The sequence below is a fragment of the Actinoplanes sichuanensis genome (assembly GCF_033097365.1).
In the GTDB taxonomy this organism is placed as follows: domain Bacteria; phylum Actinomycetota; class Actinomycetes; order Mycobacteriales; family Micromonosporaceae; genus Actinoplanes; species Actinoplanes sichuanensis.
Genome location: NZ_AP028461.1, coordinates 10,293,417 through 10,317,909, shown reverse-complemented (window position 1 = coordinate 10,317,909; position 24,493 = coordinate 10,293,417). Strand labels below are relative to the sequence as shown.

The 24,493-nt window shown below is 69.5% G+C and carries 26 protein-coding genes; 12 read left to right on the top strand and 14 right to left on the bottom strand.

The genetic code is table 11. The features are described from left to right. The first annotated feature begins 8 nt into the window (after positions 1-8). A complete protein-coding gene (locus tag Q0Z83_RS47480) occupies positions 9-548 on the top strand; it encodes a hypothetical protein (RefSeq protein ID WP_317790171.1) in 540 nt (179 codons plus the stop codon). A 211-nt stretch (positions 549-759) separates the two neighbouring features. On the opposite strand, the gene Q0Z83_RS47475 is transcribed toward Q0Z83_RS47480, so the two are convergent. Next, a complete protein-coding gene (locus tag Q0Z83_RS47475) occupies positions 760-1,512 on the bottom strand; it encodes a hypothetical protein (RefSeq protein WP_317790170.1) in 753 nt (250 codons plus the stop codon). A 54-nt stretch (positions 1,513-1,566) separates the two neighbouring features. On the opposite strand from Q0Z83_RS47475, the gene rmuC reads away from it, so the two are divergent. Then, entirely contained in the window at positions 1,567-2,700 is a 1,134-nt protein-coding gene (rmuC, locus tag Q0Z83_RS47470; RefSeq protein ID WP_317790169.1) for a DNA recombination protein RmuC, read from the top strand. Here rmuC and Q0Z83_RS47465 read toward each other — a convergent pair. Next, the gene (locus Q0Z83_RS47465) at positions 2,693-3,736 is read right to left on the bottom strand and encodes a 4-hydroxy-3-methylbut-2-enyl diphosphate reductase (protein ID WP_317790168.1); all 1,044 of its coding nucleotides are present in this window, start codon (positions 3,734-3,736) and stop codon (positions 2,693-2,695) included. The genes rmuC and Q0Z83_RS47465 overlap by 8 nt on opposite strands. A 47-nt stretch (positions 3,737-3,783) precedes the next feature. Between Q0Z83_RS47465 and Q0Z83_RS47460 the strand changes: the two genes are divergently transcribed. From Q0Z83_RS47460 to Q0Z83_RS47445, 4 genes are read left to right on the top strand one after another with little or no spacing between them, the layout of a single operon-like run. Next, positions 3,784-4,239, top strand: a complete 456-nt coding sequence (locus tag Q0Z83_RS47460) for a hypothetical protein (RefSeq protein WP_317790167.1) — start codon at positions 3,784-3,786, stop codon at positions 4,237-4,239. Positions 4,240-4,248: 9 nt separating this feature from the next. Next, positions 4,249-4,770, top strand: a complete 522-nt coding sequence (locus tag Q0Z83_RS47455; RefSeq protein WP_317790166.1) for a hypothetical protein — start codon at positions 4,249-4,251, stop codon at positions 4,768-4,770. A 9-nt stretch (positions 4,771-4,779) separates the two neighbouring features. Then, positions 4,780-6,006, top strand: coding sequence for an exodeoxyribonuclease VII large subunit (gene xseA, locus Q0Z83_RS47450; RefSeq protein ID WP_317790165.1), 1,227 nt, complete (start codon positions 4,780-4,782; stop codon positions 6,004-6,006). Beyond that, positions 6,006-6,209, top strand: coding sequence for an exodeoxyribonuclease VII small subunit (locus tag Q0Z83_RS47445; RefSeq protein WP_317790164.1), 204 nt, complete (start codon positions 6,006-6,008; stop codon positions 6,207-6,209). Before xseA ends, Q0Z83_RS47445 begins: the two co-directional genes overlap by 1 nt. Here the strand turns inward: Q0Z83_RS47445 and Q0Z83_RS47440 are convergent. Beyond that, positions 6,206-6,769 carry a DUF4245 domain-containing protein gene (locus tag Q0Z83_RS47440; protein ID WP_317790163.1) on the bottom strand — a complete coding sequence of 188 codons (564 nt, stop codon included), beginning with the start codon at positions 6,767-6,769 and terminating at the stop codon, positions 6,206-6,208. The genes Q0Z83_RS47445 and Q0Z83_RS47440 overlap by 4 nt on opposite strands. Positions 6,770-6,810: 41 nt before the next feature. On the opposite strand from Q0Z83_RS47440, the gene glpX reads away from it, so the two are divergent. Beyond that, a complete protein-coding gene (gene glpX, locus Q0Z83_RS47435; protein WP_378079241.1) occupies positions 6,811-7,887 on the top strand; it encodes a class II fructose-bisphosphatase in 1,077 nt (358 codons plus the stop codon). Positions 7,888-7,953: 66 nt separating this feature from the next. On the opposite strand, the gene Q0Z83_RS47430 is transcribed toward glpX, so the two are convergent. From Q0Z83_RS47430 to Q0Z83_RS47415, 4 genes are all read right to left on the bottom strand, one after another. Continuing rightward, a complete protein-coding gene (locus tag Q0Z83_RS47430) occupies positions 7,954-8,571 on the bottom strand; it encodes a rhomboid family intramembrane serine protease (protein ID WP_317790161.1) in 618 nt (205 codons plus the stop codon). A 44-nt stretch (positions 8,572-8,615) separates the two neighbouring features. Continuing rightward, positions 8,616-9,392 carry a S1 family peptidase gene (locus Q0Z83_RS47425; RefSeq protein WP_317790160.1) on the bottom strand — a complete coding sequence of 259 codons (777 nt, stop codon included), beginning with the start codon at positions 9,390-9,392 and terminating at the stop codon, positions 8,616-8,618. Positions 9,393-9,458: 66 nt separating this feature from the next. Then, positions 9,459-10,148 (bottom strand): aggregation-promoting factor C-terminal-like domain-containing protein, encoded by a 690-nt coding sequence (locus tag Q0Z83_RS47420; protein ID WP_317790159.1) that lies wholly within the window; start codon positions 10,146-10,148, stop codon positions 9,459-9,461. Between the two features lie 198 nt (positions 10,149-10,346). Continuing rightward, a complete protein-coding gene (locus tag Q0Z83_RS47415) occupies positions 10,347-11,759 on the bottom strand; it encodes a PhoH family protein (protein WP_317790158.1) in 1,413 nt (470 codons plus the stop codon). Between the two features lie 277 nt (positions 11,760-12,036). Between Q0Z83_RS47415 and otsB the strand changes: the two genes are divergently transcribed. Then, the gene (gene otsB / locus Q0Z83_RS47410; protein WP_317790157.1) at positions 12,037-12,843 is read left to right on the top strand and encodes a trehalose-phosphatase; all 807 of its coding nucleotides are present in this window, start codon (positions 12,037-12,039) and stop codon (positions 12,841-12,843) included. A gap of 434 nt (positions 12,844-13,277) precedes the next feature. Here otsB and Q0Z83_RS47405 read toward each other — a convergent pair whose 3' ends face one another. After that, positions 13,278-14,048, bottom strand: a complete 771-nt coding sequence (locus Q0Z83_RS47405) for an isoprenyl transferase (protein WP_317790156.1) — start codon at positions 14,046-14,048, stop codon at positions 13,278-13,280. A gap of 157 nt (positions 14,049-14,205) precedes the next feature. Then, positions 14,206-16,014, bottom strand: coding sequence for a phosphoenolpyruvate carboxykinase (GTP) (locus tag Q0Z83_RS47400; protein ID WP_317790155.1), 1,809 nt, complete (start codon positions 16,012-16,014; stop codon positions 14,206-14,208). Between the two features lie 312 nt (positions 16,015-16,326). On the opposite strand from Q0Z83_RS47400, the gene Q0Z83_RS47395 reads away from it, so the two are divergent. From Q0Z83_RS47395 to Q0Z83_RS47385, 3 genes are read left to right on the top strand one after another with little or no spacing between them, the layout of a single operon-like run. After that, the gene (locus tag Q0Z83_RS47395) at positions 16,327-17,091 is read left to right on the top strand and encodes a sigma-70 family RNA polymerase sigma factor (protein ID WP_317790154.1); all 765 of its coding nucleotides are present in this window, start codon (positions 16,327-16,329) and stop codon (positions 17,089-17,091) included. Further along, positions 17,072-17,626 carry a GtrA family protein gene (locus Q0Z83_RS47390; protein WP_378079240.1) on the top strand — a complete coding sequence of 185 codons (555 nt, stop codon included), beginning with the start codon at positions 17,072-17,074 and terminating at the stop codon, positions 17,624-17,626. Before Q0Z83_RS47395 ends, Q0Z83_RS47390 begins: the two co-directional genes overlap by 20 nt. A 37-nt stretch (positions 17,627-17,663) precedes the next feature. Continuing rightward, positions 17,664-18,221, top strand: a complete 558-nt coding sequence (locus Q0Z83_RS47385; RefSeq protein ID WP_317790152.1) for a GtrA family protein — start codon at positions 17,664-17,666, stop codon at positions 18,219-18,221. On the opposite strand, the gene Q0Z83_RS47380 is transcribed toward Q0Z83_RS47385, so the two are convergent. Genes Q0Z83_RS47380 through Q0Z83_RS47370 form a run of 3 tightly spaced genes read right to left on the bottom strand, consistent with a single transcriptional unit; the run spans position 18,185 to position 20,363 of the window. Beyond that, entirely contained in the window at positions 18,185-18,742 is a 558-nt protein-coding gene (locus Q0Z83_RS47380) for a PH domain-containing protein (protein ID WP_317790151.1), read from the bottom strand. The genes Q0Z83_RS47385 and Q0Z83_RS47380 overlap by 37 nt on opposite strands. Before the next feature lie 4 nt (positions 18,743-18,746). Continuing rightward, entirely contained in the window at positions 18,747-19,568 is an 822-nt protein-coding gene (locus Q0Z83_RS47375) for a biotin--[acetyl-CoA-carboxylase] ligase (protein ID WP_317790150.1), read from the bottom strand. Positions 19,569-19,577: 9 nt separating this feature from the next. Continuing rightward, positions 19,578-20,363, bottom strand: a complete 786-nt coding sequence (locus Q0Z83_RS47370; RefSeq protein WP_317790149.1) for a hypothetical protein — start codon at positions 20,361-20,363, stop codon at positions 19,578-19,580. A 124-nt stretch (positions 20,364-20,487) separates the two neighbouring features. Between Q0Z83_RS47370 and Q0Z83_RS47365 the strand changes: the two genes are divergently transcribed. Beyond that, positions 20,488-22,050: an acyl-CoA carboxylase subunit beta gene (locus tag Q0Z83_RS47365; protein ID WP_317790148.1), complete on the top strand. Its 1,563-nt coding sequence runs from the start codon at positions 20,488-20,490 to the stop codon at positions 22,048-22,050. On the opposite strand, the gene Q0Z83_RS47360 is transcribed toward Q0Z83_RS47365, so the two are convergent. After that, a complete protein-coding gene (locus tag Q0Z83_RS47360) occupies positions 22,047-22,790 on the bottom strand; it encodes a M50 family metallopeptidase (protein WP_317790147.1) in 744 nt (247 codons plus the stop codon). The two genes, Q0Z83_RS47365 and Q0Z83_RS47360, sit on opposite strands and share 4 nt — an antisense overlap. Before the next feature lie 23 nt (positions 22,791-22,813). Beyond that, positions 22,814-23,029: a hypothetical protein gene (locus tag Q0Z83_RS47355; RefSeq protein ID WP_317790146.1), complete on the bottom strand. Its 216-nt coding sequence runs from the start codon at positions 23,027-23,029 to the stop codon at positions 22,814-22,816. Positions 23,030-24,493: the final 1,464 nt, after the last annotated feature.

Sequence of the window (24,493 nt, the reverse complement as noted above, 5' to 3'; positions counted from 1 at the left end):
TAGGAGGCATGTCGATCGCACCTGAGGAGGTCCGGGCTCCGGCTCGGGACGCGATGTTGTTCCGGTCGTCGCCGGCCCGGACCTTCGTCATGGTGTTCGTGGTGCTGATGGTGGCCTACCTGGCGGTCTCCCCGGTGGTGGGGTGGATCGCCGGGGACAGCGGGGACCCGTGGTGGGTGACCGCGCTCCAGGCGGTGCTGGTCGGCGCCGCGGCGGCCGGGGCGTATGCGGTTTCGGCTCGGGCGGCACTGCCGACGTGGGTGCGGGTGTCGTCGGGTGGGCTGGAGCTGGCCGCGCAGGAGTCCGATCCGATCCTGCTGGATTGGGCGGACATCGCGGCGGTGGTGATCCGCCGGGAGGGGCTGCGGACGGTTCTGGATGTGGTTCCGGCGGACCTGGACAGCGTGCATCAGGTGCAGGAGGGCGACAGTGGTGGGCCGGTGCTGGCGGACACACCGCGCGGGCCGGCGTTCACCGCGGACCTGACGCAGATCTGGCCGAGCCCGCGGGCGCTACGCCGCGCGATAGACCGCCACCTGCCCCGCTAGGCGATCGACCGCCACCGGTCCCGCCACGCGCTCAGCCGCCGCCGAACCCGCCACGCGCTCAGCCGCCGCCGAACCCGCCACGCGCTCAGCCGCCGCCGAACCCGCCACGCGCTCAGCCGCCGCCGAACCCGCCACGCGATCGAACGCCATCCGTCCCGCCCGGCGATCCAACGGCACCCGCCCGGCAAAGCGATCGAACGCCATCGTCCCGCTAGAAGTCGAAACCGCCGAAATCGCCGCCACCGAAATCGCCGCCGCTGAAGCCGCCGAGATCGCCGCCGCCGCTGAAGTCGCCGGCGGCCATGTCTCCGCCGGCGAAGTCGCCGGACGCGAAGTCGCCGCCGAAGTTTCCGAAGTCGCCGAATTCGGGGGAGAACAGGGCGTCGAAGATGAGCATGCCGCCGAGGACTCCGGCGCCGGCGCCGAGCGCGGTGCGCCAGACGGGTGTCGAATACCAGCCGGCCGGCACCGGGCGGCCCTCGACCCGGCCGCCCGGGTAGTAGTAGGGGGTGTCGGCGCCGGGGCGCGGGCCGGCTTTGTAGGAGTGGCCCTGCACGGTCACCTCACGTTCGTGGGTGATCTGGCCGGTGTTGTGGGCGGAGCTGAGCGGCGGCAGGTCGGGGCCGGGGTCGAGGCCCATGGCCAGGCGGGCGGCGCGGGCGTAGGTGAGGCCTTCCAGCGCCGACTCGCGGGCGAGTTGGAACTGCCGTACCGAATTGGCGGTCTGTAGCTGGCCGCCGGCGGCGTTGTAGCGTTCGCTCGCGTCGGCGAGGGCCTGCCGGGCTGCCGGCTCCTCGGAGGTGAGGTTCATGACCTGGCCGCCGAGCCGCTCATACCAGCGGTGGGCGTCGGCTCGGGCGTCGTCGAGTTCGGTCTGGCGGCGGGCTTTGCCGCCTCGCTGGGTGGCGGCGATGGCCAGGCCGGCGAGCACGACGATGAGCAGGATCAGCAACACGCCCTTCATGTTTTCCACGGTACCCCCGCTTGTCGTGGACGCCCGGTCTGGCAATCTGCGGTGGTGACGTTCTCGACACTGGCTGTGATTCTTGTCTGTCTCGCGGTGGGCGCGGCGGTCGGCTGGCTCGCGGCGCGGGCGCGGGCGGCGACCGACATCGCCCGTCTGGAGGCGACGGTGGAGGCCGCCCGGGATGGTGAGCAGCGGCTGGAGCAGTCGTTGCGGGCGCTGTCCTATGAGGCGACGGCGCAGTCCCAGGAGGCGGTGGCGCGGGCGGTGGCGCCGTTGCATGACACGTTGCGGCGGTACGAGCAGCGGGTCGCCCAGTTGGAGCACGACCGGATCGACGCGTATGCGGAGTTGCGGGAGCAGGTCCGGGCGATGGGTGCGGTGTCGGGTGAGTTGCGTACCGAGACGCGGCAGTTGGTGGCGGCGTTGCGGGCGCCGCAGGTGCGGGGCCGGTGGGGTGAGCACCAGTTGCGGCGGATCGTGGAGGCGGCCGGGCTGCTGGAGCACTGTGATTTCGCGGAGCAGGTGACGGCGTCGACGGATGAGCAGGGGGTGCGTCCGGACCTGGTGGTGCGGCTGCACGGCGGCCGGACGGTGGTGGTGGACGCGAAGGCGCCGCTGGAGGGTTATCTGTCGGCGATGGAGGCCCGGGACGAACACACCCGGGACGGGCATCTGGATCAGCATGCCCGGCATCTGCGGGCGCATGTGGATGCGCTGTCGGGGAAGCGGTACTGGTCGGCGTTCGAGTCGGCGCCGGATTTCGTGGTGCTGTTCGTGCCGGCGGATCCGTTTCTGGATGCGGCGTTGCAGCGGGATCCGGCGCTGATGGAGCACGCGTTCCGCCGCAACATCGTGCTGGCGACACCGGCGACGTTGATCGCGATGCTGCGGACGGTGGCGTATTCGTGGCGGCAGGAGGCGCTGACCCGGAACGCGGCGGCGGTGCACGGGCTGGCGCGGGAGTTGTACGGCCGGCTGTCCACTCTCGGTGACCATGTGGACAAGCTGGGTACGGCGCTGGGTGGTGCGGTGACCGCGTACAACCGGGCGGTGGGGTCGCTGGAGTCGCGGGTGCTGGTCAGCGCCCGCAAGCTGGCCGAGATGGGTGTCTCGGACGAGGAGCTGTTTCCACCGGTGCAGGTCGAGACGGCTCCCCGTCAGCCGCAGGCGCCCGAGTTCAGTTAGCGGCTCGCGCGGCCGCGGCGGCCTTCATGTCCCTACGCAGTTCCTGCGGCAGGGAGAAGGTGAGCCGTTCCTCGGCCGTCGTGTACTCGGTGACCTCGCCGAAGCCGCGGTCGGCGAGGTGGGCGAGGACCTCCATGACGAGGTCCTCGGGGACGCTGGCGCCGGAGGAGACACCGACCGTGGTGGCGCCGGCGAGCCACTCGTCCTGGATCTCGGAGGCGTAGTCGACGAGGTGGCCGGCGCGGGCGCCGGCGCCGAGGGCGACCTCGACGAGCCGCACCGAGTTCGACGAGTTGGTGGAGCCGACGACGATGACGACGTCGCAGTCGGGTGCGATCTCTTTGATCACGTGCTGCCGGTTGGATGTGGCGTAGCAGATGTCGTCGCTGGGTGGTGACTGGAGCAGCGGCAGCCGGGTCTTGAGGCGCGCGACGGTCTCCATCGTCTCGTCGACGGAGAGGGTGGTCTGGGACAGCCAGACGACCTTGGCCGGGTCGCGGACGACGACGTTGTCGACGTCGTCGGGGCCGTCGACGAGCTGGATGTGGGCGGGTGCCTCACCGGCGGTGCCGATGACCTCCTCGTGGCCCTCGTGGCCGATGAGCAGGATGTCGTAGTCCTCGGCGGCGAACCGTTTGGCCTCGTGGTGGACCTTGGTGACCAGGGGGCAGGTGGCGTCGATGGCTTTGAGGTTGCGCTCGCGGGCCTGCTCGTGGACCTCGGGGGCGACACCGTGGGCGGAGAAGACGACCGTCGAGCCCTCGGGGACCTCGTAGTTCTCCTCCACGAAGATCGCGCCTCGGGCTTCGAGGGTGCTGACCACGTGTTTGTTGTGCACGATCTGCTTGCGCACGTAGACCGGGGCGCCGTAGAGCTTCAGCGCCTCCTCGACGGTCTGCACGGCGCGGTCGACACCGGCGCAGTAGCCACGCGGTTTGGCGAGCAACACCCGCTTACGAGGTTCAGTCACCAGGCCATGGTACGTGCCCGGCGGCACCGGCTGCCGGTGGCGAGACGTGCGGCACAGGGGGTGCATACTGCGCGGTCATGACGGGTCGCATCATTCGGTTGACGGTGGGTCAGGTGAGTCTGACCTTCGGCATGTTCTGGCTGGTCATGAATCTGACGGTGGCGGTGGACAGGCATGTCTTCACGGGTCTGGCGATGGCCGGTGGCGGGTTGGTGCTGCTGCTGTGGCGGCGGATCCGGCTGCCGGTCCGGCTGGTCGGGGTCGTCTCGGTGGTGGTGGGTGCGGCCGGGACGGTGGCCGGGCTGATCGTCCGGACGGTCAGCACGGGTGGCATGTTCGGCTGGTTCGAGGATCGGGGCTGGCCGTTCGCGTGGCTGGCTCGTGGTGGGCTGGCGGACAGTCCGGACGAGGCGCGGCGGCTGGCGGTCGCCGGTGGCTGGGGCGTCGACTGGACCCGCCTTGCCGCGGATGTGGTCGTGTGGGCGTACACCGGCCTGGTGTTGATCTGTCTGATCGGTCTTGCGGTGCGCGCCCAAAAGGGCCGCAAGGCTCCCGAACTGCCGGAATAATCCCTGGTTATGAGCATGGAGCAGTGGCCGTCGATTCCGGCCGTGCTCCGTGTGATGGCGGGCTGGTTCCTGCTCGGGATCGGGCTGCTGAATCTGGCCGTGGAGTTCGACGGCGGGCTGACCGGCGCGTATCTGATCTTTCATCTGATGATCGCGGCCGGTGGGGTGCTGCTGTTGCTGCGGCGGCGGCCGGCGCCGGGACGGGCCGGGTTCGCGCTGGCGGCGGCTCTGGTCGGGGTGGCGATCGTGGCGACGACGGCGCCCGGCTCGTCAGGGTGTTGCATGGCGGACTATCCGGGGCGGCACGGGTTTCCGTTCCCGTTCCTGGGTGTCGGTGGTGGCCTGCACGTGGATCCGCTGTACCTGGCGGCCGACGCGATCTTCTGGGGTTGTGCCGGCCTGTTGACGGTGGTGGTGCTGGCGGTGGCCGAGCGGGCGATGCCGGAGCGTCGCACGCCTGTCGACCTGAGCCGGTACAACGCGTACGCCGAGCCGTCGCCGCGCGGCGAAAATGTCGGTGGGCTTACGTAATCTGGCCGGGTGAACGAGCCCGAGAGCGCGCCGCGCAGTTCCGCCGACGAGCCGTGGCCGGTCCGTGTGGTGAGTCAGAAGATCACCGCCTGGATCAGCCGGCTCGGCTGGGTGTGGGTCGACGGGCAGGTCGCGCAGATCAGCCGCCGCCCGGGGTCGAATGTGGTTTTCCTGACCTTGCGTGACCCGTCGGCCGATCTGAGCCTGACCGTCACGACCAGCCACGACGTGCTGCACGCGGGGGCGCCGGAGCTGGCCGAGGGCGCCCGGGTGACGTTGCATGCCAAACCCGAGTTCTATCCGGGCCGCGGCACGCTGAGTCTGCGGGCCGACGAGATCCGTCAGGTCGGCATCGGTGAGTTGCTGGCCCGTCTGGAGAAACTGAAACGGCTGCTCGCCGCGGAGGGCCTGTTCGCCCGGGAGCGCAAGCGGCGGCTGCCGTTCCTGCCGGGCCGGGTCGGTCTGATCACTGGGCGGGCCAGTGCCGCCGAGCGTGACGTGTTGATGAACACGCGTCGGCGCTGGCCGTCGGTCGACTTCCGGGTGATCAACGTGCCGGTGCAGGGGCCGACCGCGGTGGCGCAGATCATCGACGCGTTGAAGGTGCTCGACGGCGATGACACGGTCGACGTGATCGTGATCGCGCGGGGTGGGGGCAGTGTCGAGGATCTGCTGCCGTTCTCCGATGAGGCGCTGTGTCGGGCGGTGTTCGCCGCCCGCACCCCGGTGGTCAGCGCGATCGGCCACGAGACCGATGCGCCGCTGCTCGACTATGTGGCCGACCTGCGGGCGTCGACGCCGACCGACGCGGCGAAACGGATCGTGCCCGATCTGGCCGACGAGCAGCGGCTGATCGCGCAGGCGCGGGGTCGGCTCGACCGGGCGGTGCTCGGCCTGATCGACCGGGAGCGGCACCGGATCGAGGCGTGGCAGTCGCGGCCGGTGCTGGCCCGGCCGGAGGCGCTGATCGGTCAGCGGGGTGTCGAGGTGACGGCGTTGCGTGACCGGGCCGGCCGCAGTCTGGAGCATCGGATCCGCCGGGCCGACGACGCGTTGGAGCACACCGTGGCCCGGCTGCGGGCGTTGTCTCCGGCGAAGACGCTGGAGCGGGGTTACGCGATCGTGCAGCGTTCCGACGGCCAAGTGGTCCGTGCCGCCGGCGAGGTGGCGGCGGACGACATTCTTCGGGTCCGGCTCGCCGACGGTGAGCTGCGAGCAGCGGTTATGGAGAGCTGATGAGCGACGAGAAACTGTCCTACGAGCAGGCCCGCACCGAGCTGGCGTCGGTGGTGGAGCGGCTGGAGCAGGGTGGCGGCACGCTGGAGGAGTCGCTGGCGTTGTGGGAGCGCGGCGAGAAACTGGCGGACGTCTGTCACCGCTGGCTGGACGGGGCGCGGGAGCGGATCGAGGCGGCCCGCGCGGCCCGCGCCGACGATTAGAGCGACGCGGCCAGCTTCTCCAGGTTCGTGGTGTCGGCGCTGTTGCCGATGATCACGATGGTCCTGGTCTGCTCGGTGAGGATCAGTGCGGTCTCGCTCTCCCGGCCGGTGTATCGCATCCAGGTGCGCTCGCCGCTGCGGTAGGCGCCGGTCCGCTGCCCCTCCGCGCCGACCTCGGCCGGGACCAGGGTGGCCGGTGCGATGGTGCTCTGCACCAGCAGGATCGGCTTGTCGTCGGGGTCGACGTAGCCGAGACGCAGGGTGGCGCCGGTGTCCTCGCGGCGGAAGTTGGCCGACGTCACGTGCCAGCCGTCGCCGAGCCCGGTCGGCTGGGCGACCGGGAACTCACGGGTGGCCAGCTCGATCGACGACGTCGGGTCGACCGAGATCGGCTTGTCGCCGTCGAGGACGACCCGGTAGAAGGTGAGGAACAGCGCGATCGGCACCAGCAGCACCAGCAGGGACAGGATCATGTCGCGCGGGCGGCGCTCCTCGCGGGCGGCGAGGCGCGGTGAGGCGGCGGGTGCGGGCGATTCGGAGGCAGGTTCCACGAACCCCATTGTTAACCACGTCGCTGAAACGGGACTCAACACGTCCTCGGATGCCAGGATCGGAGGCATCCACTGCCCCGCAACGTCGCGAGGAGGCCGCCGTGCCCGCCCGAGTCCCTCAGGATCTCGACCGCAACATCGCCCTCGACCTCGTCCGCGTGACCGAAGCCGCCGCCATGGCCGCCGGTCGCTGGGTCGGCCGAGGTGACAAGAACGGCGGTGACGGTGCCGCCGTCGACGCCATGCGCAAACTCATCAACTCGATCCAGATGCGCGGCGTCGTCGTCATCGGTGAGGGTGAGAAGGATGAAGCGCCGATGCTCTTCAACGGGGAGCAGGTCGGTGACGGCACCGGCCCGGAGGTGGACGTCGCGGTCGACCCGATCGACGGCACCACCCTGATGAGTAAGGGCATGCCCGGGTCGATCGCGGTGCTCGCGGTCGCCGAGCGGGGTGCCATGTTCGACCCGAGTGCGGTCTTCTACATGGACAAGATCGCGGTCGGCCCGGATTGTGCGGATGTCGTCGACATCGACGCCGGGGTGAAGGAGAACCTGCGCCGCATCGCGAAGGCGAAACGGTCCAGTGTCTCCGATGTCACGGTGTGCATTCTGGACCGTCCGCGGCACGCGAAGCTGGTCGAGGAGGTGCGGCAGGCCGGCGCCAACATCAAGTTCATCTCCGACGGTGACATCGCGGGTGCCATCTCGGCGGCCCGGCTGGAGTCCGACGTCGACGTTCTGATGGGCATCGGTGGCACGCCGGAGGGCATCACCGCGGCTTGTGCCCTGAAATGTCTCGGCGGCACGATTCAGGCGAAACTGTGGCCGCTCGACGACGCCGAGCGGGAGAAGGCGATCGCCGCCGGCCACGACCTGGATCGGGTGCTCAGCACCGACGACCTGGTCACCGGCGACAACTGCTTCTTCGTCGCGACCGGCGTGACCAGCGGTGACCTGCTCAAGGGGGTGCGTTACCGGGCGGGCGGCGCGCACACCCAGTCGATCGTGATGCGGTCCAAGAGCGGCACGATCCGGGTCATCGACTCCTACCACCGCCTGGAGAAGCTGGCCCTCTACTCGGCTGTCGACTTCGACGGCCATCTGCCGACGGTTCCGCTGTCCTGACCCTTTCCGGTCAAGATCTGCTTCTGGTACGGCGGGGCCGCACCCCGCCGTACCGGATGCCGGTTGTCAGCGACGCCGGAAGACCACCGCGGCGACCACCCCGCCGAGCAGGCCCAGCAGATGCCCCTGCCAGGAGATCCGCTGGTCGGTGGGTAGCACGTTGAACAGCTGATACCAGTAGAGCAACCCGATGAACCCGGCGACCGCGAAGTGCCACCAGCTGCGTTCGACGAGGCCACGGGTCAGCAGCAGCCCGAGATAGCCGAAGATGACGCCGCTGGCCCCGACCACCACCGTGTTCGGGTCACCGATGAACCAGACACCGACGCCGGCCACCGCCATGATCACCACGGTCGACCAGATGAACCGGCGTGCCCCACCGGCCAGGACGAACGTGCCGAGCAGGATGAGCGGGACCGCGTTGCCGTAGAGATGCTCCCATCCGTCGTGCAGGAACGGGCTGAACAGGATGCCGTCGATGCCCTCGGCCGAGCGGGGGATGATGCCGCCGGCCAGATCGAGAGTCCCCGGGCCGAGAGCGATGTCGATCGCCTCGATCAGGAACAGGGCCGGAACCACGGCGCACATCGTCACGAACGCGCGACCCAGCGACGCGTAGAAAGCCTCGGTACCGAACCGTGCCGCCTCGTCCGAGCGTGCGGCGGTCGCCCATTCGTAGCCCATGTGTTCGATGGTGGCAGGAGCGGGCGAGCACGGCCACCCGAGCGTCAGCTCAGCTTGCGGGCGGCCGCCTGGATGTCGGACCGGAATTTGGCGATCTGCAGGTAGACGCCGAAATAGCCGTCGCGGGCGCAGCCGAGTCCCCAGCTGACGATGCCGACCTGCACCCAACGGCCGAGCCGGTCGCGGCGGACCATCGGCCCGCCGGAGTCGCCCTGGCAGGTGTCGACTCCGCGGCGGCCGGCGCAGATCGATTCGTCGCGGACCAGTTCCACACCGGCTTTGCGGTACGCCTTGGCGCACTCCTCGTCCGGGATGGTCGGCACCGTCGCGTAGTGCAGCCGGCGCTCCTGCTGGGGCGACGATTCGCGGGTCTGCCCCCAGCCCATCACGGTGAACCGGCCCCGGTCGACGTCGTCGGGGGTCAGCGGCAGGGTGGGCAGGCTCAGCTCGCGCTCCAGGCGGACCACCGCCCAGTCGTCGCCGCTGGTCTCGGTGACGAAGTCCGGGGAGCGGTAGACCGCCACCGATTTGACGGTGATCGCGGACCTCGACTGGAGGTCGGTGGCGCCGGCGGTGACAGTGATCTTGTCGTTGGGGCCGGTCGGTCCGACGCAGTGCCCGGCGGTGAGGACGACCCGGGGTGCGGTCAGCGCGCCGCCGCAGCCCATCGACAGCCGGACCGCCCAGGGGAACCGGCCGTCGCCGGCGACCTTGCCGCCGACGACTTCGCGTACCGGCGGTCGCCCGGAATCCGCCCGGGCGGGACGATCAGTGGCGGTGAGGGCACAAACCAGAAGGCAGAATGCCGCTTTCCGGACCATGTGGACATTTGATCACAGCAAAACGGGGCCGCGCGGAAAGCCGCGCAGCCCCGTCGCGAGGTTCTGTCAGTACCAGCCGACGTTCTGCGAGTGGCTCCACGCACCACACGGAGTGTCGTAGCGGCCCTTGATGTAGCCCAGGCCCCACTTGATCTGGGTGGCCGGGTTCGTCTTCCAGTCCGAGCCCTCCGACGCCATCTTGTCGCCGGGCAGAGCCTGCGGGATCCCATACGCCCCGGAGCCGCTGTTGAGGGCCTTGTAGTTCCAGCCACTCTCCTTCTTCCACAGCTTGTCCAGGCACGGGAACTGGTCGAGCCCGAAGCCGTCCTCCAGCATCAGCGCGCACCCGATCTTGCGGCTGCCGCTGTACTCGTTGCAGGACGACGGGATCTCCCCGGTGTAGGCGACCGGGCCGGAGGCCTCCTCAGCCTTCTTGGCCTCTTCGGCCTCCTTGGCCTCGATGACCTCTTTCTCCAGCTTGCGCGCCTTGGAGGCGGCGGACTGGACCTCGGTGGCGGCCTTCGCGGCGGCGGCCTCCTCGGCGACCACGCGGTGCGCACGGGCCGCGGCGTGGTCGGCCTGACGCGCCTTCAACAGCCGCATCTCGTCCTCATTGGCCTGCAGGACCAGCTGCGCCTGAGCGCTCTGCTGCTGGTCGTCACGGTTCTGGCCCAGGTACACACCACCGGTGAGACCGAGTACGAGAAGACCGACCGAGGCCGCACGGACACCCATCCGGCTCCAGAGCCGCTTCACGAAGATTCCCTTCGTCGGGGGCAAGGAAGCGGCGCGTCAGCACCCCGGTCGGGGCGGACCGCGCCGCATGTTGCTCGCCGAACACCATGGCGCAACGTGAAGTAGATGTGAAACGCCAGCGTGGCTATGTGACTTTAGTCACACGACTTACCGGGTGAATCCGGCACGAATTAGCCACGCTGGCGTTCTCAAGATCTCTTAGAGCGGGATTTCCTCCAGCAGGTCGGTCACCACCTCGGCAATCGGCGAACGTTCCGACCTCGTGAGGGTTACGTGCGCGAAAATCGGGTGGCCCTTCAACGCCTCGATCACCGCGGTGACGCCGTCATGCCGACCGACCCGCAGGTTGTCCCGCTGGGCGACGTCGTGGGTCAGCACCACTCGCGAGTTCTGCCCGATCCGGGACAGCACGGTCAGCAGCACGTTGCGCTCCAGCGACTGCGCCTCGTCGACGATCACGAACGCGTCGTGCAGGCTCCGGCCCCGGATGTGGGTCAGCGGCAGCACCTCCAGCATGCCGCGGGCCATCACCTCCTCGACCACGTTGGCGTGCACCACCGCACCCAGGGTGTCGAAGACCGCCTGCGCCCAGGGCGACATCTTCTCCGACTCGCTGCCGGGCAGATAGCCGAGCTCCTGGCCGCCGACCGCGTAGAGCGGACGGAACACCACCACCTTCTTGTGGCGGTTGCGCTCCATCGTCGCCTCCAGCCCCGCGCACAGCGCCAGCGCCGATTTTCCGGTGCCGGCCCGACCGCCCAGCGACACGATGCCGATCTGCTCGTCCATCAGGATGTCCAGTGCCACCCGCTGCTCCGCCGAGCGGCCCCGCAGCCCGAACGCGTCCCGGTCGCCACGGACCAGCTTGATCGACTTGTCCGGATTGACCCGGGCCAGCGCCGAACCGCGCGGCGAGTGGATCACCAGGCCGGTGTGGCAGGGCAGATTGTCCGCCTCCTCCACCTCCAGCTCCTCGCCGGAGTAGAGCGAGACCACCTGCTCCTCGGTCAGCTCCAGATCGGCCATCCCGGTCCAGGTGGGGTCGCTGGCCTGGCCGTGCCGGTACTCGTCGGCGGTGATGCCGACCGAGGCGGCCTTCACCCGCAGCGGCATGTCCTTGCTGACCAGAGTCACCTCGCGGCCCTCAGCGGCGAGCCCCAGGGCCACCGAGAGGATGCGGGTGTCGTTCGAATCGTTGCGGAAACCCTGCGGGAGCGCGCTCTGATCAGCGTGGTTCAGCTCCACCCGCAGTGTGCCGCCCTCGTCGTTGCAGAGCACCGGCTGGTCCAGACGGCCGAACTTGATCCGCAGCTCGTCCAGCATCCGCAGCGACTGCCGGGCGAACCAGCCCAGCTCGGGGTGGTGACGTTTGCCCTCCAGCTCGGAGATGACCACGAGAGGCACGACCACCTCGTGGTCGGTGAACCGGCGGAAAGCCGCCGGGTCGGACAGCAGGACCGAAGTGTCCAGAACGAAGACCCTGCCGGCAGTGGCGGGTTCCGCGTCGGCATGCCTGTCCCGGGTCCTACGGCGACCCGTCGAGGCACGGCTGCTGGAGACTTTTTCGGCCGGGTTCTGGTCGACCCCGGCATCGGTACGGCGAGATGTCACAGGCCTGCTCCAGCGGGCGTGCAACCCGGTCCGCCCGCGGTCCGCCACCTACCGGTCGCCGGCCCTCTGCACGGGGTCGGATTGCGGTCCCCGTGGCGCAGTCGTCGCAGGTCCGGGCCGACCGGCTGGCCCGGGATGACCCCGTGCCATGACTCAAACGCTAGCGGTCAACTACGTCCCGCGGTAGTGCGCAAAATCGGGCACTGGAGGGTGACGCTCGCCTCCCGGCCAAATCGCCAGGCTTAAAAGACGACCACTCGCGGGTAATCTGACTCCCGTGGCAGAGACTGTGCGTCCGATACACCCGCTGACCACCGACGAAGCGTGGGCGTTCACCGCGTCCCGCGCCTCCGCTACCACGTTCTTCTTCGACTTCGACGGTGTCCTCTCACCCGTCACCGACGACCCAGACGCCTCCCAGCCGGTGCCCGAAGTGCTCGGCGTCCTGGAGCGTCTGGCCGACTCGGTCGCCCGGGTGGCCATCGTTTCCGCCCGGCCGGTCAGTTTCCTGCGTTCCCGGTTCGCCGACCTCGACCACGTCGACCTGCACGGCCTCTACGGCCTGGAGGTCTGGCACGACGGCCAGGTCGTCACCGAGCCGGCCGCCCTCGACTTCGTGCCGGCCATGACCGAGCTGGCCGACCAGGCCCGCACCGAGCTTCCCGCCGAGATCCTCGTGGAATACAAGCGGTTGTCCGTGGCCCTGCACTACCGCACCGCCCCCGATCAGGGCCGCACCGTCGAGCGCTGGGCCCACGAGCAGGCCGAGCGGCTCGGTCTACGCATCCAGCACGGCCGCATGGTGGTCGAGCTGAAGCCCCCGGTCGACCAGGACAAGGGCATGGTGATCACCGAGGGCGTCCGCAACGCCGGCTGCGCCTGGTATTTCGGCGACGACATGTCCGACATCAAGGCGTTCGACGCGCTCCGCGCCCGCGAGGCGGTCGACCCGGCCTTCTTCGGCATGGCGGTCGCCGTCGCCAACCCGGAGACCGGCGCCGAGGTCTCCAGCGCCGCCGACCTGACCCTCGAATCCCCCGACGCGGTGGCCGCCTTCCTGACCGAGGGCCTTCGCCGCTTCTGACCCCTATGCGGTACGAGCCAGGCCGCTCTCACCGACGTGGGCCGCCCCGTGGCGGCCCACGCGAGGCAGGCCTCCGGTCCCGGCCGAAACACGTCCGCCGGGCCGCATCCGCCGGTCCCGCTCAAACCGGGCCGGGCGCGGCCCGGAAGCCGTGACGGTCGGCGGCTATGGGGATACGGCCCCTGTCTGGGCGCGGGGTGGCCCCTGTTTTTTCGGCGCGGGGTGGCCCCTGTCTGGGCGCGGGGTGGCCTTTGGAGGATGTCGGCCACCGCATCAGCCCGGCGGGCGCGCTTCGGCCTCCGGCGATGTCGGGGTCGCGGGGGAGCCAGGGGACGGGATGGGATCGCTGTGGCGGCCTGGCCGTACCGCATGAGGGTCGGCAGCGGCGAGGACCCTCGGCGCGGAAGGCGACCGACCCGTCTCGGATTCGAAGGTCAGGCGCCGTAGCGGCGCTGGCGGGAAGCGTAGGAGCGCAAGGCCCGGAGGAAGTCGATCCGACGGAAGTCGGGCCAGTTGGCGTCGTGGAAGTAGAACTCCGAGTGGGCCGACTGCCACAGCAGGAAGCCGGACAGGCGCTGCTCGCCGGACGTGCGGATGACCAGGTCGGGGTCGGGCTGGCCGCGGGTGTAGAGGTGCTCGGCGATGTGCTCGACGTCGAGGATCTCGGCCAGCTCCTCGATGGTGCCGCCGGTGGCCGCGTGCTCGTAGAGCAGGGAGCGGACCGCGTCGGTGATCTCGCGGCGGCCGCCGTAGCCCACCGCCATGTTGACCTCGACACCGTCGCAACGGTCGCGGGTCTTCTCCTGCGCGGCCTTCAGGGTGGCGGCGGTGGCGGCGGGCAGGATGTCGAGGGCGCCGACCATGCGCAGCCGCCAGGGGTTGCCCTCCTCGGCGAGCTCGGTCGCGAGATCCTCGATGATCTTGACGAGGGGGTCCAGCTCGGCGGCCGGGCGGCGCAGGTTGTCGGTGGCCAGCAGGTAGAGCGTGACGTGCTCGATACCCGACTGGTCGCACCAGGTCAGCAGGTCCTTGACCCGGGTCGCGCCGACACGGTGGCCGTCGTTGGGGTCGACGAAGCCCATCTCCCGGGCCCACCGGCGGTTGCCGTCGCACATCACGCCGATGTGTTTGGGCACGGGCTTGCCGGCCAGCTTCCCCGCCAGCCGCCGTTCGTAAAAGGTGTAGACCAGAGAACGCAGACTCATCACCCCAAAGCGTAGCCACCCGCGCCAGAGGCTCAAGCGGGGCGGGGCCGCATGGGGCCGTCCGCGAGCAGGATGCGCCCGATCGTGCGATCGCGGGCATCCGCCGACCGGCCGGTCCCGCCCGGGCGCCGTTGCCGCGGGCGGGACCGTCCGGTTGTCATGCGTCGGCGAGTCGCGCCTTCAACGCGTCGAGCTCGGCCCAGAGCACGACCGGCAGCTTGTCGCCGAACTTGTTGAACCACTCGGTGACCTGCGGGATCTCCGCGGCCCACTCGGCCGGGTCGACCCGCAGCGCCGCCGCCAGGTCGGCCGGGTCGAGGTCCAGCCCGGTCAGGTCGAGCGCCTCCGGGGTCGGCACGTGACCGATCGGTGTCTCGACCGCGTCGCCCTTGCCGTCGAGACGCTCGCAGACCCATTTGAGGACGCGGCTGTTCTCGCCGAATCCGGGCCACAGGAACCGACCGTCGTCGCCGCGGCGGAACCAGTTGACGTAGAACACCTTCGGCAGCTTGGCGGCGTCGCCGGACGCGCCCTTGGCCATGTCGATCCAGTGCTGGAAGTAGTCGCCGGCGTGGTAGCCGATGAACGGCAGCATCGCCATCGGGTCGCGGCGGACCACGCCGACCTGGCCGACCGCGGCCGCGGTGGTCTCCGACGACAGGGTGGCGCCCAGGTAGACCCCGTGCACCCAGTCGCGGGCCTCGCTGACCAGCGGGATGGTGGTCTTACGGCGGCCACCGAAGAGGATCGCGTCGATCGGTACGCCACGCGGGTCGTGGTACTCGTCGGCGAGGATCGGGCACTGCTCGATCGGCGTGCAGAACCGGCTGTTCGGGTGGCTGGAGACCGCGTCCGACTCGGGCGTCCAGTCCTTGCCCTTCCAGTCGGTCAGGTGCGCGGGCGGCTCGCCCATGCCCTCCCACCAGATGTCGCCGTCGTCGGTGAGCGCCACGTTGGTGAAGACCGAGTTGCCCTTGGCCAGGGTGCGCATCGCGTTCGGGTTGGTGTGGAAGTCGGTGCCGGGTGCGACGCCGAACAGGCCGAACTCGGGGTTCGTGGCCCATAGCCGGCCGTCCTCGCCGAACCGCATCCAGGCGATGTCGTCACCGACGGTCTCGACCTTCCACCCGTCGAGAGTCGGCTCCAGCATCGCGAGGTTGGTCTTGCCGCACGCCGACGGGAACGCGCCGGCGATGTACCGGACGACGCCTTCCGGCGAGGTCAGCTTCATGATCAACATGTGCTCGGCGAGCCAGCCCTCGTCACGGGCGGCCACACTGGCGATCCGCAGCGCGAAACACTTCTTGCCCAGCAGCGAGTTGCCCCCGTAACCCGAGCCGAACGACCAGATCTCCCGGGTCTCCGGGAAGTGCGAGATGTACTTCGTCTCGTTGCACGGCCAGGCGACGTCCTCCTGGCCCGCGGTCAACGGCGCGCCGATCGAGTGCAGTGCCGGCACGAAATCCGCGTTCGCCGTCTCGAGGGCCGTGAGGACCTCGGCGCCCATCCGGGTCATGATCCGCATGCTGGCCACCACGTACGGGCTGTCGGTCAGCTCGACGCCGAACATCGGCTCGGCCGCGTCGAGCGGGCCCATGCAGAACGGGACGACGTACATCGTCCGACCGGTCATGCAGCCCCGGTAGAGCCCGGTCATCAGCTGCTTCATCTCGGCCGGGTCCATCCAGTTGTTGGTGGGACCGGCGTCGGCCTCGTCGACCGAGCAGATGTACGTGCGCTCCTCGACGCGCGCCACATCGGACGGGTCGGTGCGCGCCCAGAACGAGTTCGGCTTCTTCTCGTCATCGAGTCGGACCAGGGCACCGGACTCGACGAGCTCATCGGTGAGACGGGTCCACTCGGCCTCGGAACCGTCGCACCAGACGATGCGGTCGGGTGTGGTCAGGGCGGCGACCTCGTCGATCCACGCGAGCAATCGCGGGTGCGAGGTAGGGGGCTGAGTCAAGGTGAAGCTCCTTCGGTCGGCACTGACCTATGACTGACCTGCCGGTAAACCGGCTCTGTCATGGGGGAGTCACGTCAGCGTAAGCCCGACTGAGCATTGAGTTCATCGGTTGCACCTGTGGACAACCGCACAATCTTTGGTTGCTTTGCGCGCAGACGAGCGATTCTTCGCCGCAAAGCGCAACTGTGCGCAAGCCGGCCGGTTCCGGGCCGAGCCACACCGTCGCTCTCGACAACTTTCACAAAAAGGACTTATCGGCTTAGACTTTCGCGTAATCGGGCTTTCCTCGCAGTTCCGGCCACAGGAGGCGGAATGACGATCCCGGGCGACGACGCGGACTCGGACACCGGCCTGTTGGCCGCGGTCCGGGCCGGCGACACCGCCGCGTACGGCACGCTCTACGAGCGGCACCACGTGGCAGCCCGCAAGTTCGCCTTCGGACTGGTCCACGATCCCGCCGACGTCGACGACCTGGTGGCCGAAACGTTCACCAAGGTGTTCGCCACGCTGCGCGCCGGCCGGGGACCCCTGGTGGCGTTCCGCGCCTACCTGCACACCACCATGCGGCACCTCAGATACCAACGGGTGCGGCTGGACCGGCGACTGGAGTTCACCGATGACCTGACCCGGTACGACGCCGGCGAGCCGTTCAGCGACCCGGCCCTGGACCGACTGGAGCGCACCTTCGCCGCGGCCGCCTTCCGGCAACTACCCGAGCGCTGGCGGGACGTGCTGTGGCAGACCGAGATCGAGGGCAGCACCCCCGCCGAACTGGCACCCCGGATGGGCCTCACCCCGAACGCGGTCGCCGTCCTCGCCCATCGCGCCCGCGAGGGTCTACGCAGCCTCTATCTCCAGCAGCACGTGGCCGCGGCCGACCACCCGGAGTGCCGCTGGGCCGGCGAGCGGCTCGGCGGCCAGGTGCGGGGCAGACTCGCCCCACGTGACGCGCATCGCATGCGAACCCACCTCGGATGGTGCTCGGAGTGCCGCAACAGGCTCGCCGAGATCCGTGAAGTCGACGGATTCCGTCACGCTCCGTATCGGCAGCGTCACCATGTCGAGACGTCCGGTTAAGACCCGGCAACGAGGACGGCGCTGGGTGACCAGCCCCGGTACCCTCGGATCCGTGCCCCCCAAACTTCCCCAGGCGTTCACGCTGCGCTCCCGGATCACGGGACTCGTCCGCGAGTTGGGCAAATTCGGCATCGTCGGCGGGATCGCCTTCACCGTCGACTTCGTGCTCTTCAACGTCCTGCTGTGGGCCGGACTGGAGCCGTTGATCGCCAAGGCCGCCTCCACCGTGGTGGCCACCACCATCGCGTTCTTCGGCAACCGGTTCTGGACCTGGCGTGACAGTGAGCACACCAGCATGGCCCGGCAGTACACGACTTTCTTCGTACTGAATCTGATCGGCCTGGGTATCGCTCTGGCATGCCTCGCGATCAGCCATTACGGCCTCGGGCAGATCTGGCCGCAGTTGCAGAGCCCGCTCGCCGACAACATCGCCGGCGTCGGAGTCGGGACAGTACTCGGTACCATGTTCCGCTTCTGGTCCTACCGCCGATTCGTCTTCCGGGTCACTGCCGCCCCGGCGTCAGTTTCCCAGTGACTCGGCGTAACCGCCCCCGTTCCCGTAAGGTTGCCCAATGCCCTCAGCCAGTCCGCTGACGGAACGCCTCCGCCGGCTCGCCCCCGAAGCCATCGCCTTCGGCATCATCGGGGCCGGCAACACGCTGCTGTATCTCGCGATCTACTGGGTGGCGATGCCGATCGGGCCGGTGAAGGCGAGTGTCCTCGCCACGGTCATCACCACCACCCTGGCGTACGTGGCGAACCGTTACTGGACCTACCGGCACCACACGCGGACCGCGCTGCGCCGGGAGTACACGCTGTTCTTCGGGTTCAACCTGGTCGGCATGGTCATCCAGTCCGGCATGACCTACCTCGGCAAGTACGGGTTCGGCCTCTCCGAGCACGACGACAAGTTCCTGCTGCTCGGCATGACGACGCTCGGCATCGGCATCGCCACGATCTTCCGCTTCTGGGCGTACCGGACGTTCGTCTTCCTGAAGCCGCCGGTCGACGGCCACGAGGGCGCCATCACCGACATGGACGCGACCGCCGGGTTCGCCGAGCTGAGCGCGATCGACGAGCCGGGCAGCGTGGCTCACCTCGATCTGCGGCCCGAGCTCGACCCGCGCTGAGGCTGCTCTTCCTCTTCCTCCTCGTCCGGCTCGGCCGCCGGCGCCAGCTCGATCAGCTCATAGAGGGTGGTCTGCACCAGCGGCGCGGCGGGGACCCCGGCCAGCACGGCCCGCTGATCCCCGATCGAGTCGATGGTGAGCGTGCCGCTGCCGAAGAGACGGTCCAGCAGTGACTGGGTCATCGAGTGGTCGTTGATCCGGTTGAGCGGCAGGTCACGCCGCTCCCGGTCGACGATGCCCCGCTGGGTCAGCAGGCGCTCGCCGGTCAGCACGAACTCGGTGCAGCGCCAGTCGAGCAGCGGGTACAACCCGTACCGACCGCCGTAGTAGGCCATGATCGCCGCGACCAGCAGCAGGCCGATCCGGCCGCCGTCGGTCGACGGCAGCAGCACCACACCCATGATCAGACCGGCCACGGCCAGCAGCAGCACGATGGTCGGCAGCACCACTGCCTTCCAGTGCGGACGCAGGTGGAGGACGATCTCCTCCTCGTCCGCCAGAACATCCTCCGGGAACGCCACGCCGTCAGCGTACGTGCAACACATCCCCCGCTGAGACACGGAATTCCGCGCCTTCCTCCATACGGATCACCAATTGGCCGTCCCGATCCACGGCCAGAGCCTCACCGGTCCGCTCATCGCCACCGGGCAGCAGCACCCGCACCCGACGGCCGATCGTGGCGCAGTGTCGCTGGTAGGCGGCGAGCAGCCCGCACATCTCGGCGTCACCGCCGGCCTCGCGCCATCCCTCGTACCACCGGCCGATGCCGCGTAGCAGCGCCCGCAGCAGTGGGCTGCGGTCCGGTTTGTCGGCGCCGGCCACCAGCAGTGAGGTGGCCGGGACACCGGTGGTCTCCGGCAGCTCGTCGATCCTGGTGCTGACGTTCAGGCCGATCCCGATCACCACGGCGTCGCCGGACACCTCGGCCAGGATCCCGGCGCATTTACGGTCGTCGACCAGCAGGTCGTTGGGCCACTTCAGGGCGGCGTCCACCTCGGCCACCCGGGCCACCGCCTCGACCAGCGCCACGCCGGCGAGCAGCGGCAGCCAGCCGAACGCCGACGCGGGCACCCCGGGACCCGGGCGCAGCAGCACGCTCGCGGTGAGACCGGCCCGCGGCGGCGACACCCACTGCCGGTCGCGGCGGCCGCGGCCGGCGACCTGACTCTCGGCCACCACCACGAGACCTTCCGGCTCACCGGCCGCGGCGGCCGCCGCGGCGTCGGCGTTCGTCGAGCCGGTCTCCTCCCGCACCTCGATCCTCGACCACAATCCACCGGGTACGACCAGAGCACGATTGAGTGCCCGGGCGGACAACGGCGGGCGGTCGAGCTCGGTGTAGGCCATCCCGGAAGCTTAGTGTGGACCGGCGCTGTGCCTGCTCACGTAGGGCCGGGGACGCGGGCTGGGCCGGCTCTCGGCGTCGTCGTCATCCTGCCGGTCTCGCTGGTTCCACGTCGGTGACCGTGGCGGCCACTCCGGCATCGGCCCGATCGGTGGCACCGCGGGCGGGTCGAACCCGGTCGCCGGTTCGTAGTCGGGCACCGGGGGCAACGCGGCGATCTCCGGCGAGTTGAAGAGCTCGTCCGGCAGCGGAGTCCAGTAGTCGCCCGGCTGCCCGCGGTCCACGTCCAGGTCCAGGTCGGTGTAGCGGCCGGCGTAGCCACCCGGGTTCTCGATGTCGCGCCGCGCCCAGGCCGGGCCGTCCGGCTCCGGTTCGCGGCGGCGCCTCCGGGGCGGCCACGAGTCGTCGCCGGGATAGCCGTTCTCGTAGCCGAGGCGCTCGTCGTCGTCGTACGGCGGCTCGTCCTCGTCTTCGTCGGCCAGCCCGATCGAGGCCAGCCCGCTGGGGCTCACCTCGCCCTCGACCCGGCCCTCCGCCGGGCGGCCGCTGAAGGCGGCCGCCAGCCGTCGCCGGCGCTCGGGCCGGGACTCATCACCCTCGTCGGCGCCGGCGTCCACCGTGGTTCGCGGTCCGGGTCGGGACCTCGCCACGGATTCCGGGCGCCGGCGGCGAGGGGATGAGCCGGCACGGTTCGCCCGACGAGCGCCGCCACCGAAGATCACGGTGCGGAAGCTGATCAGTGTGGCGAGGCCGCCTGCGATGAAGGCGAGCCCGGCCGCGGTCATCCAGTTCGTCACGCCGGTAGTAACGAATGGGGCATTGGGTATGAAACGCACGCGTAGCGACGCCCTCCGTGTGCGACGCCTCCCGGTTACGATGCTGATCGTTGCCTTAACGATCGCTCAGAGGGTGGAGACCTTCGTGACGACAGAGCCCGACATCCACACCACCGCCGGCAAGCTCGCCGAACTCGCCCGCCGCACCGACGAGGCCGTGCACGCCGGATCGGCCCGCGCCATCGAGAAACAGCACGCCCGCGGCAAGAAGACGGCACGCGAACGCATCGAGCTGCTGCTCGACAAAGACTCCTTCGTCGAGCTCGACGAACTGGCCCGGCACCGGTCCACCGCCTTCGGACTGGAGAAGAACCGGCCATACGGCGACGGCGTCGTCACCGGACACGGCACCATCGACGGGCGCCAGGTGTGCGTCTTCTCCCAGGACTTCACGGTCTTCGGCGGCTCCCTCGGCGAGGTGTTCGGCGAGAAGATCGTCAAGGTGCTCGACCTGGCCATGAAGATCGGCTGCCCGATCATCGGGATCAACGACTCCGGCGGCGCGCGCATCCAGGAGGGTGTGGTCGCGCTCGGCCTCTACGCCGACATCTTCTTCCGCAACGTCCGGGCCAGCGGCGTCATCCCGCAGATCTCGCTGATCATGGGGCCGTGCGCGGGCGGTGCCGTCTACTCCCCCGCGATCACCGACTTCACCGTCATGGTCGACCAGACGTCGCACATGTTCATCACCGGGCCGGACGTGATCAAGACGGTCACCGGTGAAGAGGTCGGGATGGAGGAGCTGGGCGGGGCGCGTACCCACAACACCCGCAGCGGCAACGCGCACTACCTGGCCAGCGACGAGGAGGACGCGATCGAGTACGTTCGCGCGCTGCTCTCCTACCTGCCGAGCAACAACCTGGACGAGCCGGTCGTGTTCGACTCGGCCGCTTCACTCGAGGCGGACCTGGAACTCGACACCCTGATCCCGGATTCGCCGAACCAGCCGTACGACATCAAGAAGGTCGTGGAGACCGTCGTCGACGAGTTCCTCGAGGTCCAGCCGCTCTACGCGCAGAACATCGTGGTCGGCTTCGGCCGGGTCGAGGGCCGACCGGTCGGCGTCGTGGCCAACCAGCCGATGAGCCTGGCCGGGACGCTCGACATCGCCGCCTCGGAGAAGGCCGCCCGATTCGTGCGCACCTGTGACGCGTTCAACATCCCGGTGCTGACCTTCGTGGACGTACCCGGCTTCCTACCTGGCACCGGCCAGGAATGGGACGGCATCATCAGGCGCGGGGCGAAACTCATCTACGCGTACGCGGAGGCGACCGTACCCAAGGTCACCGTCATCACCCGCAAGGCGTACGGCGGGGCCTACGACGTGATGGGGTCCAAGCACATCGGGGCCGACGTGAACTTCGCCTGGCCGACCGCGCAGATCGCGGTGATGGGTGCGCAGGGTGCGGTCAACATCCTCTACCGGGGCGAGCTCGCCGCCGCCGAGGACCCCGCGCAGCGCCGCACCGAGCTCATCCAGGAGTACGAGGACACGCTCGCGAACCCGTACATCGCGGCCGAACGCGGTTACGTGGACGCGGTCATCCAGCCGTCACAGACCCGCGCCCAAGTGACCCGCGCGCTGCGGATGCTCCGCACCAAACGCGAGACGCTGCCGCCCAAGAAGCACGGCAACATCCCGCTCTAAAGGCTCAGTCCGCCCTCGGGCAGCCACTGACCGGCCAGCAGGAACGCGCCGGAGACCAGGGCGATCAGGTTCACGACGAGGAAGACGCCGACCCAGAACAGCGCCGGCAGATGGGTCAGCCGGGCCAACTGGTCGGCGTCCGAATCGCGCATCCGGCCCCGACTGCGCAGACTCTGCAGCTCGAAGACCGGGCGGACACCGCCGAAGAGCAGGAACCAGACCCCGGCGTACGCGAAGGCCGCCTGCGTCTCCGGCTCCGCATACCAGGACACGGCGAACACGATCGCGCCCGTGACCAGCAGCGACACCACACCGAACAGGTTCCTGATGTTGATCAGCATGAGGAGCAGCAGCACCACGGCCAGCCACAGCAGCAGCGTGATCCGGTTGCCGCCGAGCAGCCAGGCACCCAGCACACCGACCAGCGACGGCGCGATATAGCCGCCGAGCAGGGTGAGGACCATGCCGAGACCGGTCGGGCGGCCGGCTGACAGGGTCAGGCCGGACGTGTCGAATTCCAGGCGGATGCCCTTCAGCTTGCGGCCGGTCAGCAGCGCGATCAGCGCATGACCGCCCTCATGGGCGATCGTGACGGCGTTACGGGCCACCCGCCACACCGGTCGAACCGCCACCGCGAGGAACCCGGCCACCGCCGTGAGCAGCACCAGCATCCCGGGCGGGTCGGGCTGCGCGCCCAACAACTGGTCCCAGAGATCAGTCACACCGTCGATCGACAACACGCCGGGGACTGTAGCCGATTCCGCTATGCGCGTCGCCTGACCACGGCCTTGGCCGGTTCCGGATTGCGGCGGCCCAGCGACCGGGCGGCGTACACCCCGCCGGCGACGGTGACCGCGAGCAGCGTCAGAACCAGCATCAACGTGAGCAGACCGGCGGACGCCACGATCGCGACGTCGGCCGCCGCCACCAGCATCCACAGAGCGATCGTCGGCTTACTGCCGTGCCGTCGGCAGTTCATGATGCACCTCCATCCGTGATGCTGGATAACTACCCAACATCACGGATCTCACGCACCTACTTCGCCTGGAACCCCGCGTAGATGTTCTGCAGGTCGCCCTTGGCCGCTTCCCAGTCGTCGGCCACCGTGTACCACGTCAGCACGTAGGTCGTGCTCTTGACCACGAACACCCGACGCACCACCCGCTGCGTGGTGCCGCCACTCGCGTTGCGGTAATACTCGAGGTCAGCGGCTTGGATGCCGTTGAAGTCACGGAGGATCGGACCGGTTTTGTCATAGCCGGTGTTCCGGTCGCTCTTCAAGTAGTCGACCGGGTCGTTCTTGCCGGGCACGATGTCGACGCGAATCTGCCGGCCGTTGCCCCAGTCGAGGGTCGTCCCGGTGCTGCCACCACGGTACGACACGCTGTTCGGCACCGGGAAACGCCAGCCGTCGCCCTGATACATACGCCAGCCGGCCGGGATCTCGGGACTCGCCGACGACGGCGCCGGACTCGATTTCGCCGGACTCGGTGACGTCCCGCTGCTCTGCTTCGGGCCCTCCGACTTGCCGCCACCCGGCTGCACCTGCGTCGTCGGGTTGACCTGCGCCTTCGTCGGATCCTTGTCGTCCGGGTCGTCGTTACCGAACGCCTGCACCACGATGATGCCGACGAGCAGCAGGAACGTCAGAACGATGCCCAAGCCGATCGCGGCCTGGCGGCGGGTCAGCGTCGTGCCGAGGATGGTTATCCCGGTGGTACGGCGAACGACCGGCCGCATCTGCATGGGCGTCCACGCCGGACGGTTCGGGCGGGAGAACCCGGGATCCGACCCCAGATCGCCGACCACCTGGGTGGCGGGTTCCGCGGCGGTGACGATGCGGCGGCGCGGCGGCACGCTGACCACCGACGTCTTGTCGTCGTCGGACGGACGTGGGCGTGCGGCCGGGAGCAGCAGGGAGGTCTTCTCCTCCTCGACCGCGGCGACCACGGAGGTCTTGTCCTCGGCGGCCGTCTCCTCGGCGACCGTCTCCTCGGGCTCCGGCTCCGTCTTTTCGACGGCCTCCGGCTCCGGGTCGGCCGCAGGCTCCGCCTTCTCCTCGGCGGCCGCCGGCTCCGGGTCGGTGGATTCCGCTTCGGCCTCGGCCGGCTCGGGCGTGTCGACCGGCTCGGGAGCCGGGGTGACCGCCTCGGCGGCCTCGTCGACAGTGGCCGGTTCGTCGGACTTCTCCGCCTGGTCGTCACTGTCGGCGGGCTTGCCGTTACGTGGGGTCACCACGGGGAAGCCCGAGGTCGCCTGAGCGAGGGAACGCTCGTGCTCGGGCGCGGCCTGCTTGCGACGGTTGGCGGCCACGTCGGCGGCGGTGAAACCGGTACGCAACGCGTTGGTGGGCGCGTTGCTACCGACGGCCGACGGCGCGTCCGTGGAACCGGACGCCGCTCCGGCACCCGACACCTGGGGCGACGCTTTCCCGGCACCCGGC